Raw genomic sequence first — 15,568 nt, 5'->3', positions numbered from 1 at the left:
ACATCACGCGCGGCTTCGTCTGGCCAGGTACACGGTCAGTGACAGCATGACCAGCCCGGCCAGATACAAGCCGACGCCCGCTGCGATCTGCCCGCCGGTCACTACCGCCCGACCTGCTGGAAGGTAGATGTCACGTTTCTGCCGCACGACCTTGCGGTCAATCGGGAGCCATGCCTCGACCACGCCGCCCCGATAACGCATCTCCGCGTACAGGAACCACCGGCCCTCCTGGTCGACCCGTACCTGGCCACGGCATCCACCAGGTGTCGAACCAAGCGGACCGGCTATCTCCTCTCCGGCCCGGCGAGCGACCACTCTGAGCGGCGTCATACCCCCACACCCCTCGACCGTGAGCGTCATCCCCCCAGAACCGTCCGAGGTGCCGGTCAGCACGGCCGTAGCGACAACCTGCCCCTGTCCGGGATCGTGCGCCGAAGCAGGCTCTGGATCCAGGACGGTCAGACCGAGCGGCAGCAGCAGTGCGACGACCGCGACCGCGCCACGCGTCCGGCGCTCGCCCAAGATCACAACCGCGCCGAGGGCGGCCACCACCAACGCGGGCACGAGCACGGCGTCGGGACTGACACTGCCGATGCCCAGCACGGAGGACAGGTAGGAAGTGACGGCGGCCCCCGCCGCTCCTGCCGCGTAAGCGGTCACGGGCCGCCGCCACGGCAGGTCGATCGCCGCCAGCCCGACGACGGCCAGCGGAAGGTCGGGGCTGGTACGCCCGAGGGCCGGCAGCAGCGCGGTGATCACCAGCCGCGCGAGCACGTAGACGCCGACCGCTCCCGCCACGAGATGCCGGCGCGGTGCCAGCGACCGCAGCAGCACGGCCGCGTACATCGAGCAGACCAGCAGCACGGGGAAGTACAGCACCTCGGAGAACTGCGGCACGTCCGTCTCGAACTCCATCACCGACGTGACAGCGCTGCCCAGCAGCAATGCCCCGCCGGCCCACCACAGCGGTCGAGGGCTGTCCGGCCGCATGCCCGCGAGCACCCCGCCGATCAGGGCCAGTGTGCTGAACACGGTCAGCATGTGGCTCGGGCTCCACAGCACCGAATCCCGGCCGAAGGCGTCGTGCCAGAGTGCGTCGACGGGCGCGGAAGCCAGCGTGGCCACGCCGCCGACAGCGGCGATGAGCAGCGGAGGTTGTCTCAGCACGGCGATCAGCGATCGCGTACGCCACAGCGTGAGCAGACCCCAGCCCGCCACTGTCAGCCCCACGACGGCCACCGCTCCATACAGCAGCAGGTGCGGCGGTATCAGCGCGTCGTCCCTGCCGATATCGGTGTGCCAGGCATCGTCCCAATACGTGGCGAACAGCGAGATAAAGCCGGCCGCCACCACGAGGACGACCGCAGCGGGAGAAAGGCGCTGTGGCGCTCCGTCGTCCGGCATGTCATCAGTCATGCCGTCAGCCTGGCCCTGCCGCCTCCTCGATCGCTTGTACGGAGCGGCTGACCTTCACTTCCAGCTCATCCCGCGAGCCAGCACCGAGGGTGCCAGTCCGAACATGGCATGCGTCACCCGGGTCAGATGGGCGCTGTCGGTGAATCCGGCGGCATGCGCGGCATCCGTCAGCGAGCCACCTGCGCGTACGGTGTCCATCGCCGCGCGCAGCCGCGCCCACCGTACGTACGCCGTGAACGGCAACCCCCATTGCTCACTGAACAGATGCCCCAGCCTGCTCGGCGACAGGCCCACCCGCGCCGCCAGGTCGCGCAGCCGCAAAGGACCGGCGATGCCCCGCCCGACCAGCTCCATCACCTGCCGGACCACCCGATCCGGACAGGCGGCGCGCGACTCGCTCAGCAACGCCAGCGCCGCATCGGCGAACTTCTCATCAACCGGAAGCGCCAGCAGGCCGGCCACCAGGCTCTCCCCGTCGTCCTCCAGAAGAGCCGGATCGAGATAGACGGACGCTCCGAACGCGTCCTCGGCGCGCATGGCGTGCGGGACACCGGCGGGTATCGCCACTGCCGACACGCTCCTCTCGGCTGCCCGCTCGTCGGTGAGGATGACGCGGCCGGAGCTGACGACAAGCAGTTGCACGGCGGCATGCGCGTGAGCGCGCGCGTCGCCGAGCCTGCCGATGTACACCAAAGCGCCCGGCCTCAGCCACACCGCTCCCGTCCATGACGCCATGTCTGACATGACTACGATGATAGATAGTAGGAACGGTCCAGGCACAGCAATCCCACCAAAGGGGATTGACCACCATGAGTCGGTGAATTAAAACCAATTCACCGACTCATTCTCACGCTATGGACATCAAACCTGTGCGCCGCGAGCGGCGCGGACGACGGCGGCTGGCCACTGAGAACCCCGAGGTCCAGCGGCGGTTGCTCGCTGCCGCAGGGGAGATCATTGCCTCAGATGGCTGGCCGGCCCTACGCATCGAGGACCTCGTCCGGCGTGCCGGGCTGTCGGTCGGCACGTTCTACCTGTACTTCGACAACAAGGCCGACCTGTTCGTCCAGCTCGTCATCCAGCACACCGAACGGCTGCAGGCACGGCTGCGCGAGGCATACGACGCAGAAGGCACCGCGCAGGACCGCCTTGACCGGGCCCTGGACGCCTACCTCGACTTCGTCACCGACACCGGCCCGGGCTTCCTGCACTTCCGCAACGCCGGCAACATCGAGACCACCATCGGCCCGCTGTCCACGTGGGCCTTCGAGCAACATGCGAGCGACCTGCGGCCCATCCTGGAGACGGCGATGGGTGAAGGGGCGGTCCGCCGCGACGACCCGGACCTTCTCGCGCAGGCCATGCTCGCCCTGAACCAGCACATCGCCGCCTTCTGGCTGGAGCACCCCGACCGGTACTCCCGCCGGCAGATCAAGCAGTTCCTCTCCGATTTCGTCGCCTTCGGCCTGAACGGCAACCGCTGAGCAGGCTCATACTTCCTGGCTGAAACAAGGGAGACGCACATGCGAAATCGCACCCTCGTCGTGCTGGTCAGCGCGCTCCTCCTGGTGGTGATGTCCGCGCCTGTCAGGGCCGGCGCGGCGTCGTACGAGCCCCCCGCCTGGAATCCGCCCGCCGGTCAGAACGTCACGACCGTCCGCTGGGGCCCCATCACCATTCCCGCCATGTCCGGCGGCAAGGTGGGCGAGATCAAGAACGAGATCGCGCTCGACGGCAACTGCAACCCGCTCATCGGCATCATCACCAGTTGCCGCAGCATGAAGATCGCCAAGCCGTGCGAGAACTGCTACATCACCGGCATCATGCCCGACCTCGTCTTCGCCGGGACGAACACCGGCGTCAACATGGACACCGGCGGCATGCTCCACCACGCCGTCAATGTCAACTTCAGCCGCTGGGACGCCACCTGCCCACCCGGCCTGGGAGACTCGATCAACCGACTCGGCCTGCTCCAAGGCGGCAACGAACGCTTCTTCGCGGCCGGCAACGAACGCACGCTCAACACCCTCTACACCACCGGCAACAACGGCTACTACGTCAAGGCCGGTGACAAGTGGGGTCTCATCTACGACCTGATGAACATGACCGAGCGGCCGATCACCGTCGAGTTCAAGTACACCTTCAGCTGGCTCCCGAACGCCACCCGGGTCGACCCGGTCTGGCTGGACATCGACCAGTGCGGCGACTCTGAGCGCTCCATCCCGGCCGGCTACTCCGACTCCCACTGGACCACGATCGCGGCGCGCGCCGGGACCCTGGTGGCGGTCGGCGGCCACGCCCACGACCACAGCATCAGCGTGTCCCTGGAGAACGCGACCAAGAACCGCTACTTCTGCACGTCAGTCGCGGGGTACGCGCCGGACTCCATGGACGTGCCGGCGGGACCGGGAGCCGGTACGGACGGGCATCCGGCGAGCGCGAACACCGTGACCACGGACGGGCATCCCAACGCACCGCTGATGGCATACATGGGATCGGTATCGGACTTCAGCCCCTGCGAACCGAACCTGTCCTTCTCTCTCGGCGACCGGATCCGGGTGCACACCCAGTACAACGAGCCGGCCGCCTATGACAGCGCGATGGGCATCATGGTGGCGTTCGTCCGGTGGCGGTGACCAGTTGAGACCGGCCCTGGCGCTTTGGCGCGCCCGGGCCGGTCACCAACGAGCCGAGGACGGTCCGATCAAACGGCGGTCAGCTCGTAGCCCGCCTCTTCGACGGCATCGCGAACCAGGGCCTCTTCTGCGGTTCCGGCCACGGTGACCGTGCCGCTGGTCAGGTCCACCTCAACGTCGGTGACCCCGTCCACCTTGGAGATCTCCGACTTCACCTTGCCCGCGCATCCGCCGCAGGTCATTCCGCTCACCTTGTACGTGCTGCTCATGACATTTCCTCCTGGTTCAGATAACTAACCCCCGAGGGGTATTTTGCATCATATACCCCCTATGGGTATAGTCCGCGACCATGAGAACGCTGAACACCGTTGCCGTCGTCGGTGCCTCCCTGGCCGGCCTGCGTGCCGTGCAGACGCTCAGGCGGGAGGGCTTCGCGGGCGACATCACCCTGATCGGCGCCGAGCGCCACCTGCCCTACAACCGCCCGCCCCTGTCCAAGAGCATGCTGAGGGGCGACGACGAGATCACCCTCCCCGGCGCCGAGGAGCTCGGCGACCAGTGGCTGAAGGGCCGCCAAGCGGTGCGCCTGGACACCTCCGACCGGCGTCTTACCTTGGACGACGGCACCGAGCTCGGCTACGACGGGCTTGTCATCGCCACGGGCGCCCGCCCGCGCCGCCTGCCCGACCACCCCGACGGCGTCCGCACCCTCCGCACCATCGAAGACGCCTTGGCCCTGCGCGCCGAGCTACAGGCCGGGCACGAGCGTGTCGTGGTCATCGGCGGCGGTTTCATCGGCGGCGAGGTGGCCTCGACCGCCCGCGCCCTCGGCCTGGGCGTCACCCTCGTCGACGCCTCCCCGTACCCCATGACGAATGTCCTGGGTGCCGCGGCGGCGCGCTGGCTCGCGCGCCACCACCGCGACAACGGCGTCGAGCTGGTCAGCGACACGCGCGTGACCGGTTTCGAGAGCAACGGCCGGGTGACGGGCGTGCGGTTGGGCAACGGCCGGACGCTGCCCGCCGACCTGGTCATCGCGGGCATGGGCGTCACCCCGAACACCACCTGGCTGGAGGGCAGCGGCCTGACGCTCAGTGACGGCGTGGTGTGCGACGAGACCCTGTACGCCGCCGACAACGTGGTGGCGGCGGGTGACGTCGCGCGCTGGCCGCACGGCCTGTTCGGCGGCGAACTCGTACGCGTCGAGCACTGGGCGAACGCCAACGACCAGGGCGCCCTCGCCGCCCTCAACCTCCTGGCCGGGCCGGAGAACGCCAAGCCCTACGCCGACCTCCCCTCCTTCGCCACTCACATGCACGGCGCCCGCATCCAGACCGCCGGGCTGCCGCACCTGGCCGACGAGAGCCGCCTGGTAACCGGGGAGCCGGACGAGAACCGATTCGCGATCGCCTTCGCCAGGAGCGGCGTGCTCGTCGGCGCCGTCGCCGTCAACGCCCCCAAGGACCTGATCCGCCTCAAGCGCGCCACCGCCGCGGGTGACCACCTGGACGCTGTCGGGTGACCCAAGGACGCTATCTACGATAGTCAATAGTAGTATTCGGCCATGCAACATGTGGGTCGGCGGCTGCTTTCGGCAGCCGCACTGAGCTTCGCCTTGGTCGCGTGCGGACAGGCGGCCCCGGAGCACGGCGGAACGAGCGGGTCGCCGGACCTCGGGGTCGGCCACGTCCACGGCGTCGGCGTCGATCCGGCCGATGGCGTCCTCTACGTCGCCGGGCATTACGGGCTGTTCACGGTCACCTCCTCGACCACCGTCGCCCGCGTCGCCGACCGGGACCAGGACCACATGGGCTTCACGATCACCGGCCCCAAGACCTTCCTGGCCAGCGGCCATCCCGCCGCCGAGGACGTCTCCCCGGATCGCCCGCCGCACCTCGGACTGGTCCGCTCCACCGACGCGGGGCTCACCTGGAAGACGATCTCGCAGGACGGCTCCGCCGACTTCCACTCCCTCCAACTAGCCGGCGAGAACCTGTACGCCTTCGACAGCCAGACCTCGAAGGTCTGGCGCAGCGGAGACGGCGGCGCCACCTGGACCCAGGGCACCGAAGAGAAGGTCCTCGACCTGGGCGTGAGCGCCGAGAAGCCCACCCGCCTGTACGCCACCACCCCGGAAGGACTGAAGGTGAGCGAGGACGGCGGCGTGAACTTCGTCGAGATGCCGAAGGCACCACTGCTCAGTCATGTGGACGTTCTGGCCAATGGCCTGCTGGTGGGCGCGGGGGCCGACGGCCGCATCCACACCAGCCAGGACGACGGCAAGACCTGGACCACCGTCGGCAAGCTACCCGGCCAGGCCACCGCGTTCACGGCCGTGGACCGCCGGCGACTGCTGGCCGCCCTGGAAGACGGCACCATCCTGGAGTCCAAGGATGGCGGCAAGACCTTCACCACAGCCTTCGCCCCCGCGAACTGACCCACCGCCCGGCCCCTCTCTACGGGCCAGAGCGCGCTGTCTGACCCGAGCGGTCTTGCACCCCTTCCTCCTCCCGGTCGTCGGTGTGGGAGAAGTCGGGCAGGTCGGGGATCTCACCGAGCCGGCGCGGTCCTGCCGTCGCCGACGGTTGCCGAGCTCGAGTTCGTAGCTTGACATATACCCCCGCCTAGTATAGTAAACTCTCGATGTTAATACCCCCAGGGGGTATATAGCTTGATGGTGACTGCGGTTGCCCGGGAGGAGACGGACATGGGATTGTTCGCGATTCGCGACTACCGGCGGCTGTTCAGCGCTCAAGTCATCGCGTTGTTCGGTACCGGTCTGGCTACCGTCGCGCTGGGGCTGCTCGCGTACGAGCTCGCAGGTCCGCGCGCCGGTGCGGTTCTCGCCACCGCACTGACGATCAAGATGGTCGCGTACGTGATCGTCGCACCGCTCGCGGCCGCGTACGTCGATCGGCTGCCCAGACGTTGGTTTCTCACGATCCTCGACGCGGTGCGCGCTCTGGTGGTGATCGCGCTGCCGTTCGTCACCGAGGTGTGGCACATCTACGTCCTGATCGGGGTTCTCCAGACCGCGTCAGCGGCATTCACCCCGACGTTTCAGGCGGTCATCCCCGACATCGTGACCAAGGAGGCCGACTACACCCGCGCCCTGTCCGCATCGCAGGTGGCCTACACCATGGAGAGCCTGTTGAGCCCCGTGCTCGCGGCTGTGGCGCTCACGTTCATGTCGTTCAACCTGCTGTTCATCGGCACCTCCGTCGGGTTCGCCGTGTCCGCGCTGCTGGTCCTGTCCACGCGCATCCCCAACGCGCGCCCCAGTTCACACACGAACGCCTGGGACCGGGCCGTGGCGGGGATCCGCACCTTCGCGGCCACCCCGAGTCTGCGCGGCGTCATGGCACTGAACCTCGTAGTCGCCGCCGTCGGCTCCATCGTGGTCGTCAACACCGTGAACTACGTCCGCGACGTTCTCGGCGGAGCCCAGTCCGACGTGGCCTGGGTGCTCGCCGCGTCCGGAACGGGGACGCTGCTGGTGGCCCTCGTCCTCCCGCGCGTCCTGGACCGGGTGGCGGACCGGTTCGTGATGCTGATCGGTGCCGCCGTACTGATAGTCGCGGTCGGCGCGGCGGTCACGATGTCCGCGGCGAGCGTCGCCGCACCACTGCCGACCGGGGTGATCTGGGTAGCGATCGGCGGCGGGATGGCGCTGATCGTCACGCCGACCGGGCGGGTACTTCGCCGGGCGGTCGATCCCACCGGAATTCCCGAGGTCTTCGCCGCCCAGTTCTCGCTGTCCCACCTGGCCTGGCTGGTCACCTATCCCATCGCCGGATGGGTCGCCACGAACGCGGGCTTCACGATCACCTGGACCGTGCTGGCGGGCCTGGCGGCAGTCGGAGCTGTAACGGCACTGGCGATCTGGCCGCGCGACGAGAAGGTCGAGGTCGGAGAGCGTACGGCAGCGGCGGTCCAGCCGCGCATCAGGAAGGCCGAGGCCGGAGGCCGCGTCGCAGCGGTGGTTGCTTCCGCCAGGACCGAAGGCGCCACGCGGGAAGTCGCAGAGGCTGCGGAGGGTACTCTCGCGGCATGCCAGTGCGCCTGCGTTCGCACCGTCTGAGTTCGCCGACCAACACCGCGTAGCGGCCGGCCCGCTCTCCACCTCGCCTACGATCGTCCAGCCGGTGGCCCCACCAACCTTCCCGGAGGGTCCATCAGCGGGTCGGGAGGCAGCATGGTTTTCGGAGCAAGCGCCACGACGGAACAAACGGGTCGTCGAGTGGCAGGCTTCCTAACTATCTACGGCTTGCGCTAGTAGGGCAGTTAGACTTCGCGCCATGTGCCATGTCGATCCACGATCTCGCGGGGCCTTGCGATGAGCCCGCGTGCCGCTCTGGCGCAGCAGGTGGCGCCCAGGAGCGGCCGCGCGGGAAGGCGCCGACGTCGCTGGATACTCGTCGTGGTCGCAGCGGTCGCCGTCCTGGCTGCGGCTTATGCCGTTCCCGCGATCGCCTTGGGGGGTCAGGTGCCGTCCGGCACCAGCATCGGCGGCGTGGACGTCGGCGGCCTGCCGGAGGCGGACGCTCGCGCCCGGCTGGAGCGTGAGCTCGGCAAGCGGGCCACCCGACCGATGGCGCTGTCCGTGGCAGGCAAGACGACACGGCTCACCCCCGCCGAGCTCGGGCTGGGGTTCGACATCCCGGCGACACTCGTGGCGGCGCTGGCCGGCGCGGGCAGCCCGGCCGGAGTCGTCCGGTCGTTGTTCGGCGAAGACAGAGAGCTCCAGCCACGGATCACGGCCGACGAATCCCGCCTCACCACCCGACTCGCCGTTCTGGCCAAGACAATCGACCGCAAGCCTCGCGAGGGCGGCGTGCGCTACCAGGGCCTCGAACCGCAGGTGATCCCCGCCAAGTCGGGCCGCGCCCTCGACCGCGACGGGGCCGCACGGCTGCTCCGCGAGGCCTTCCTGGGAAACCGCGCTACGGTCGCGCTGCCCCTCCGCACGCTACCGCCCCGGATCTCGTCGGCCGAGGTGCGTCGCGTCGCGGGCTCCATGGCCACCACGGCGGTCGCCAGTCCGCTGACCTTGGTCAACGGCGACAGGAAAGCCAGCCTGACCCGCGCCCAGTTGGCCGCCGGGCTTCGCTTCGTCTCCGACGGCCAAGGCAGCTTGCGCCCCTCTTTCCGCAGCGGAGAACTCCTCCCTGACTTGCAGAAACAACTCGTCCCGGCAAGCCATCAGCCCCAAGACGCCTCCTTCAAGATCGTGAAGGGCAAGCCGCGCGTCCTCCCCGCCCGTCCCGGCCGAGGCATCGACGCGAAGGCTTTCGGCGGGGCCGTCTCCGCCGCCCTGGCGGCCGGCCAGCGTGAGGTGAAGGTACCGGTGGCCGAGGCGCAGCCCCGGTTGACCACCGAGCAGGCCAGGAAGCTGGGGGTCGAGAAGAAGGTCAGCACCTTCACCACCCGCCACCCGTGTTGCGCGCCACGAGTGACCAATATCCACCGCATCGCCGACATTGTGGACGGCCATGTCGTCATGCCCGGCGAGACGTTCTCGCTCAACGGCCTGGTCGGCAAGCGCGACAAGGCGCGCGGCTTCGTCGAGGCGCCGATGATCCTGAACAACCGGTTCGTCAACGACGTCGGCGGCGGGGTGTCGCAGTTCGCCACCACGATGTTCAACGCCGTGTTCTTCGGCGGATTCCAGGACGTGCAGCATATGGCGCACCAGTACTACATCTCCCGCTATCCGGCCGGCCGCGAGTCCACCGTCTCCTATCCGCAGCCGGACTTCCGCTGGCGCAACGACTCCCCGTACGGCGTGCTGATCAAGACCTCCTACACGAGCACGTCGATCACCGTGGACTTCTGGAGCACCAAACGCTACGACGTCACCGCCCAGAGTTCGGCCCGCTACGACGTCAAGACCGCCCCCTCCCTCACCGACTCCGGCAAGGACTGCATTCCCATGGGCGGCGCGGAGGGCTTCGCGATCGATGTCTGGCGCATCTTCAAGAAAGACGGCAAGGAAGTGCGCAGGCAGAAGTTCCACACCGTCTACGCCGCCGAGCCGCGTTTGACATGCAAGTGAGGCAGGCTCTCGGACCACGTGCACGGCTGGTTGCCGTCCCGTCGCCCCCCTCGACCGCCTGACCCTCCTTCCCGCCACAGTCTCACACGGCAATCTACGACGAACCTTCGTAGATGCCTGCCCATGCGGGATGGTCGCCACCCAGGAAAACCGCCCGGCAGGGCGGCCACATGGGCGATCAGTCCACCATATACGCAGCTCAGCCGACTGAACAGCTCCCCTGCGGGGAATTGTGGTGTTAACCGAACTGGCACTTGTATCTACGGAAAATGCCTATAGAGTCACCTGAAACCCCGCCCCTGACACCGAGGACGTCTCGACCTCTCATACCCCCCGGAGGTTTCTGTGCATCGCCGTTTTCTGAGTCTGATCGCTACGGCAGCAGCGGTGACGGCGCTGGCCGGCTGCGGCGCCGGCACCGCGCCACCCGCCGGCGGAAAGGCTCCGGCAGCGGCGAAGAGCCTCACCATCGCCATCTCGTCCGACGAAGGCACCTTGACCCCGTTCACCAACCAGACCGGCTACCCGGGCAACAACCTGGTGAAGCTGCTCTTCGACACGCTGGTCGTCGTCCAAGGTGACGGGGTGACGCCGCTGCTGGCCCGGGAGCTGCGGACCACCGACAACAAGGTGTTCACGATGCCGCTCCGCCAGGGCGTCACCTGGCACGACGGCAAACCGCTGACCGCCGAAGACGTCGCGTTCAGCGTCGACTTCTACAAGAAGCACATGGAGGGCGACTCCTCGATCGACCTGCGCCCGATCGACAACGTGACCGTGTCCGGCGACACGGTGACGATGACGCTCAAAGCGCCCGACCCCGAGTTCCCGCGGCGGATCCTGGCCGACATGGCGATCCTGCCCGAACACGTGTGGTCATCGGTGGCGAAGGTCAGCGAGGCCGGGACCGACAAGGCGATCGGCACGGGTCCGTACAAGCTGACCAAGTATGACAACGCCCGCGGCTACACCCTGACGGCCAACACCTCGTACCCCATGGGCAAGGCGAAGGCCGACACCGTGAAGATCGTGGTCATTCCGGAGGAGTCAACGCAGTTCGCCGCCCTGCGGACCGGTGAAGTGCACATGTCCACCAGGATCGTCCCGCCGCAGCAGCTCTCCGCACTGGAGAAGCAGCCGAACATCGGCGTGGTGAAGGGCACCGAGTTCGCCTCCACGCTGCTGGCCTTCAACACCGGCCGGGCTCCGTTCGACAAGCCCGAGGTACGCCGCGCGCTGGCCAAGGCGATCGACGTGACCGACCTGGTCAAAACCGCGCTGCTGGGTCAGGGCACGCCCGGCAACCCCGGCTTCATCCACGCGGATTCGCCCGTCAAGCCCGATCAGCTCGCTCCCCTCTACGACGTCGAGGCGGCCAAACGGGAGCTCGACGCCCTGGGCGCCAGGCCGGGCGCCGACGGGATCCGGGTGCTCGGCGGCAAGCCGATGTCGTACGAGCTGCTGGTCCAGAGCACCTCCACCGACCGGCTGCGCAGCGCGGAGCTGATCCGGGACATGCTCAAGGCGGTGGGCGTCGCGGTGAAGGTGACCGCGCTCGACCCCGACTCCCTGGACGCCAAGGTGTGGCCCGACTACGACGTGAGCAAGGGCCGCAACTATGACATGTCGATGTGGGGCTGGTCCGCGCCGGTCATGCTGAGCAGCGGATCGATCGCCCAGCTCCTCGCCTCCGATCCGGAGGACGGCTCGCTCAACGTGGTCGGGTTCAAGAACGACAAGGTGGACGAGATCATCCGGACGCTGACCTCGGCCCCCACCATGGAGGGCAGGACGGCGGCGGCCAAGCAGCTTCAGGCCCAGATCGCGGAGCAGCTGCCGTTCCTCACGCTGTACTACCGCAATGGCGCCTACGCCTTCCGCAAGGACGTCTACAGCGGCTGGACGTGGCAGAACGGCTCCGCGGCGCTCAACAAGTTCTCGCTCGTCGATTTCCAGCTCTCATGAGCTGGAGATACACGGCAGGCCGGTTCGGCGAGTACGCGGCGGTGCTCGGGGTGGCGCTCACGCTCAACTTCGCGCTGCCTCGGGCCCTGCCCGGCGGGCCGCTGAAGCTGTTCGGCAGCCCTGAGGCGCTGGCCCGGCTCACCGCCGACGAACGCGCCCAGCTCGCCACCCAGTACGGCTTCGGCAAGCCCCTGCCCGAACAGTTCCTCGACTACCTCACCGGCGTCTTCACCCTCAACCTGGGCACCTCGCTGTCCGACGGCCGCCCGGTCACCGAAGCGCTCGGTGAGGCGCTCCCCTGGACGCTGCTGCTGGTCGGCACCAGCACCGTGGTGACCGCGCTGCTCGGGGTCACCCTCGGTGTGGTGGGCGGGCTGCGCAGGCGCGAAGGCAAGGGCTCCGGCCTGCTGAGCACCGCGATCGTGCTGGACTCGCTCCCCCAGTTCTGGCTGGGCATGCTGCTCATCGTCCTGTTCGGGGTGCGGCTCCAGTGGCTGCCGACCTTCGGCGTGTCGGGAATCGAGGGTGTGACCGTCCAGGGTGTGCTGCTGCACCTGATCCTGCCGGTCAGTACGCTGACGCTGACCGGCCTCGGTTACCTGTTCCTGTACACCCGCTCTTCTCTGCTGACCGTGCTGACCAGCGAGCCCATCCAGCACGCGCAGGCCCGGGGCGTACCGTACGGGCGGCTCGTCCGGCGGCACGCGCTGCGTCCGGCGCTGCTTCCCGTGCACACGATTCTCATGATGGAGATCGGCTTCCTGGCCGCGGGCTCGATCGTGGTGGAGACGGTCTTCGCCTATCCCGGGCTCGGGCGGCTGACGTTCGGCGCGATCTCGGCCCGTGACTACCCGCTGATGCAGGGCGCGTTCCTGGTACTGACGCTGCTGGTCGTGCTCATGAACGCGCTGGCCGACGCCACGTACCCGTTCCTCGACCCCCGGGCCCGCCGATGATGTTCCTACGCGCACCACGCCGCCGGCTACTCGGAGTCCAGGGCCTGATCGGAGCGGGGATCCTCACGGTCGTCCTCGGGGTCGCCCTGTTCGGGACGACCCTTCCCGACGACGCGGGCCGGGCCCGAGTCGCGGAGCCGTACGCCCCTCCCGGGGGCGGGCTGCTCTTGGGCACGGACGACCTGGGCAGGAACCTGCTCGACCAGCTCATCGTGGGCGCGGGCACCTCGTTGAGCCTGGCGTTCATCGTCGCCGCGGCCACCACACTGCTCGCCGCGCTGGTCGGCGGCGCCGCCGGGATCGGGCCACGTTGGCTGTCGGCCACGCTGATGCGCGGCACCGACATCATGCTGGTGCTGCCCGAGCTGATCCTCTACATCCTCGCGGCGGCCTTCCTCGGCCAGTCGTTCGGCATGCGGGTGGCGATCTTGGCGCTGATTCTCTGGCCGGTCCCCGCCAGGGTGCTGCGCGCCGCCGTACTGACGGCGTGGTCACGAGGACATCTGGAGGTGGCCCGCGCCATGGGAGCGCCGCGCTGGTGGCTCCTCCTGCGGCACGGCTCCTACCTGATCGGCCCGCTGCTCATCCCCGTTTTCGTGCGTACGGCGATGCGGGCCGTCATCTACGACGCCACCCTGTCCTTCCTCGGGCTCGGCGACCCGACGGCGCCGAGCTGGGGCACCACGCTGTACTGGGTACAGACCAACGGCGTGTTCCTGTCGGACGCGTGGCTGTGGTGGGCGCTCCCGCCCGGCGCCGCGATCTCGCTCACCGTTCTCGCCCTCGCCCTCATCGGCACCGCCGTCGAGGAACGTCTCAACCCCGCGCTGAGAGAGGCCGCCCGATGACCCTGGCGCTGAAGGAGCTCACAGTCGGCTACGGCGGCCTGACCGCGGTGGACGGGATCAACCTCGACGTCGCGGACAGCGAGATCGTGGCGCTGGTGGGCGAGAGCGGCTGCGGCAAGACCTCGCTCGTCCGCGCGCTCCTGGGGCTGCTCCCCCGCACCGCCACGGTGACCGGCTCCGCACTGCTCGACGGCGAGCACGAGCTGACCGGCCGCGTCGACTGGCGAGGCATACGCGGCAGCCGAGTGGCGATCGTGCCACAGGGCGCGATGACCGGCCTGAGCCCCGTCCACCGGATCGAAGCGCAGCTCACCGAGATGCTCACCTTGCACGGCGGCCAGGCGCAGCCCGGTGACCTGCTCGAACGCGTCGGTCTCAAGCACGGCATGCTGCGCCGCTACCCACACGAACTGTCCGGCGGGCAGCGGCAGCGGGTCGCGATCGCTCTGGCCCTGGCCGGCGAGCCCCGCCTGCTGATCGCCGACGAGCCCACCACCGGGCTGGACGCGATCACCCAGCGGCAGGTCCTCGCGCTGTTGTCCGGGCTCGGCATCAGCACGCTGATCGTGTCGCACGACCTGGCCGGGCTCATGCCGTACGCGGACCGGGCCGCGGTGATGTACGCGGGACGGCTGGCCGAGGTCCGCTCCGCCGGCACGCTGTCCCGCGAGCATGCCCACCCGTACACCACCGGCCTGCTCACCGCCACACCGGTCGCCGACCGGCAGGTGCCGTGGGGCAGCATCCCCGGCTCGGCACCCGCGCTCGACCTGCTGCCGGACGGCTGCAGGTTCGCCCCGCGCTGCCCGCTCGCCACCGACCGCTGCACCTCAGAACAACCGCACCTTCGTCCGCACGGCGAGGCCCAGGTCGCCTGCCATCACCCGGACGAAGCGGCCTATCCGGTGGTACCGCGGGCCGAGCATGCCCAGGGACCGCCGGTGGTGCGCGTCAACCAGGTCCGGCACGCGTACAGGACCCGTTCAAGAACCGTGGAAGCGCTGCGCGGCGTGGACCTCGACATCCACGCCGGGGAGATCGTCGGCTTGGTCGGCGAGAGCGGATCCGGCAAGAGCACCCTGGCCAGGATCATCCTCGGCCTGCTCCACCCCTCCGAGGGCCAGGTCGAGATCTCCGGCGAAGACCTGACAGCACGGCGCGGCCGGGCGCTGCGCCGTCTCCAGCGGCGGATCGGCTTCGTGCACCAGGACCCGTACGACGCGCTCCATCCCGGCATGCGGGTCGCGAGCCTCGTAGCCGAACCGCTCGTACTGGCCGGTGTAAAAGGGGAACAACGGGTGCGGGACGCCATCACCGCTGCTGGACTGCCGGAAACCTCCGAGTTCCTCCAACGCTTCCCAGGTCAGCTGTCGGGCGGACAGCGGCAACGCGTTTCCATCGCGCGAGCACTCGCCGCCGACCCCATCCTCCTCATCGCCGACGAAGCCACCTCGATGCTGGACGTCTCCACCCGAGCAGGCATCGCCACCACGCTGCGCGCTCTGGCCACGGACCGCGGCTTGGCGGTCCTGTTCGTCACCCATGACCTCGGTGAGGCGGTGCAGTCCTGTGACCGGATCGTCGTGCTGCGCAACGGCACCGTCGTCGAGGACGGCGCCTCGGAGGACGTCTCCCGCACCCCTTCCCACCCGTACACCGTGCAGTTGCTCGAAGCGGCTCAGACATGAAAGA

General features: G+C 68.7%; 13 protein-coding genes. 10 read left to right on the top strand and 3 right to left on the bottom strand.

Going from position 1 to position 15,568, the window contains the following annotated elements; genetic code table 11:
• Window positions 1-3: 3 nt before the first annotated feature.
• Together AB0C30_RS11720 and AB0C30_RS11715 are read right to left on the bottom strand one after the other, a co-directional pair.
• A complete protein-coding gene (locus AB0C30_RS11720; RefSeq protein ID WP_357942294.1) occupies window positions 4-1,416 on the bottom strand; it encodes a hypothetical protein in 1,413 nt (470 codons plus the stop codon).
• A 54-nt stretch (window positions 1,417-1,470) separates the two neighbouring features.
• Window positions 1,471-2,160 (bottom strand): AraC family transcriptional regulator, encoded by a 690-nt coding sequence (locus AB0C30_RS11715; protein ID WP_357942292.1) that lies wholly within the window; start codon window positions 2,158-2,160, stop codon window positions 1,471-1,473.
• A 110-nt stretch (window positions 2,161-2,270) separates the two neighbouring features.
• On the opposite strand from AB0C30_RS11715, the gene AB0C30_RS11710 reads away from it, so the two are divergent.
• A complete protein-coding gene (locus AB0C30_RS11710; protein ID WP_357942290.1) occupies window positions 2,271-2,900 on the top strand; it encodes a TetR/AcrR family transcriptional regulator in 630 nt (209 codons plus the stop codon).
• 39 nt (window positions 2,901-2,939) lie between these two features.
• A complete protein-coding gene (locus tag AB0C30_RS11705) occupies window positions 2,940-4,052 on the top strand; it encodes a hypothetical protein (protein WP_357942288.1) in 1,113 nt (370 codons plus the stop codon).
• A gap of 68 nt (window positions 4,053-4,120) precedes the next feature.
• Here AB0C30_RS11705 and AB0C30_RS11700 read toward each other — a convergent pair whose 3' ends face one another.
• Entirely contained in the window at window positions 4,121-4,321 is a 201-nt protein-coding gene (locus AB0C30_RS11700) for a heavy metal-associated domain-containing protein (protein WP_357942286.1), read from the bottom strand.
• An 80-nt stretch (window positions 4,322-4,401) separates the two neighbouring features.
• On the opposite strand from AB0C30_RS11700, the gene AB0C30_RS11695 reads away from it, so the two are divergent.
• From AB0C30_RS11695 to AB0C30_RS11660, 8 genes are all read left to right on the top strand, one after another.
• Window positions 4,402-5,574, top strand: a complete 1,173-nt coding sequence (locus AB0C30_RS11695) for an FAD-dependent oxidoreductase (protein WP_357942284.1) — start codon at window positions 4,402-4,404, stop codon at window positions 5,572-5,574.
• Window positions 5,575-5,616: 42 nt separating this feature from the next.
• Complete coding sequence (locus tag AB0C30_RS11690; protein WP_357942282.1) at window positions 5,617-6,489, top strand: F510_1955 family glycosylhydrolase; 873 nt, start codon at window positions 5,617-5,619, stop codon at window positions 6,487-6,489.
• A 270-nt stretch (window positions 6,490-6,759) separates the two neighbouring features.
• A complete protein-coding gene (locus tag AB0C30_RS11685) occupies window positions 6,760-8,133 on the top strand; it encodes an MFS transporter (protein ID WP_357942280.1) in 1,374 nt (457 codons plus the stop codon).
• Between the two features lie 255 nt (window positions 8,134-8,388).
• A complete protein-coding gene (locus tag AB0C30_RS11680) occupies window positions 8,389-10,107 on the top strand; it encodes a VanW family protein (protein WP_357942278.1) in 1,719 nt (572 codons plus the stop codon).
• Between the two features lie 387 nt (window positions 10,108-10,494).
• A complete protein-coding gene (locus AB0C30_RS11675) occupies window positions 10,495-12,072 on the top strand; it encodes an ABC transporter substrate-binding protein (RefSeq protein WP_357942276.1) in 1,578 nt (525 codons plus the stop codon).
• On the top strand, window positions 12,069-13,028 hold the full coding sequence (locus tag AB0C30_RS11670; protein ID WP_357942274.1) for an ABC transporter permease: 960 nt from the start codon (window positions 12,069-12,071) through the stop codon (window positions 13,026-13,028). Before AB0C30_RS11675 ends, AB0C30_RS11670 begins: the two co-directional genes overlap by 4 nt.
• Window positions 13,025-13,876, top strand: a complete 852-nt coding sequence (locus AB0C30_RS11665) for an ABC transporter permease (RefSeq protein ID WP_357942271.1) — start codon at window positions 13,025-13,027, stop codon at window positions 13,874-13,876. Before AB0C30_RS11670 ends, AB0C30_RS11665 begins: the two co-directional genes overlap by 4 nt.
• A complete protein-coding gene (locus tag AB0C30_RS11660; protein ID WP_357942269.1) occupies window positions 13,873-15,564 on the top strand; it encodes an ABC transporter ATP-binding protein in 1,692 nt (563 codons plus the stop codon). The genes AB0C30_RS11665 and AB0C30_RS11660 overlap by 4 nt, the downstream gene beginning before the upstream one ends.
• Window positions 15,565-15,568: the final 4 nt, after the last annotated feature.

This window comes from Nonomuraea sp. NPDC048901, from assembly GCF_040649695.1.
Classification (GTDB): Bacteria; Actinomycetota; Actinomycetes; order Streptosporangiales; family Streptosporangiaceae; genus Nonomuraea.
The sequence above is the reverse complement of the archived record's forward strand: the minus strand, read 5'-3'. Positions and strand labels throughout refer to the sequence as shown.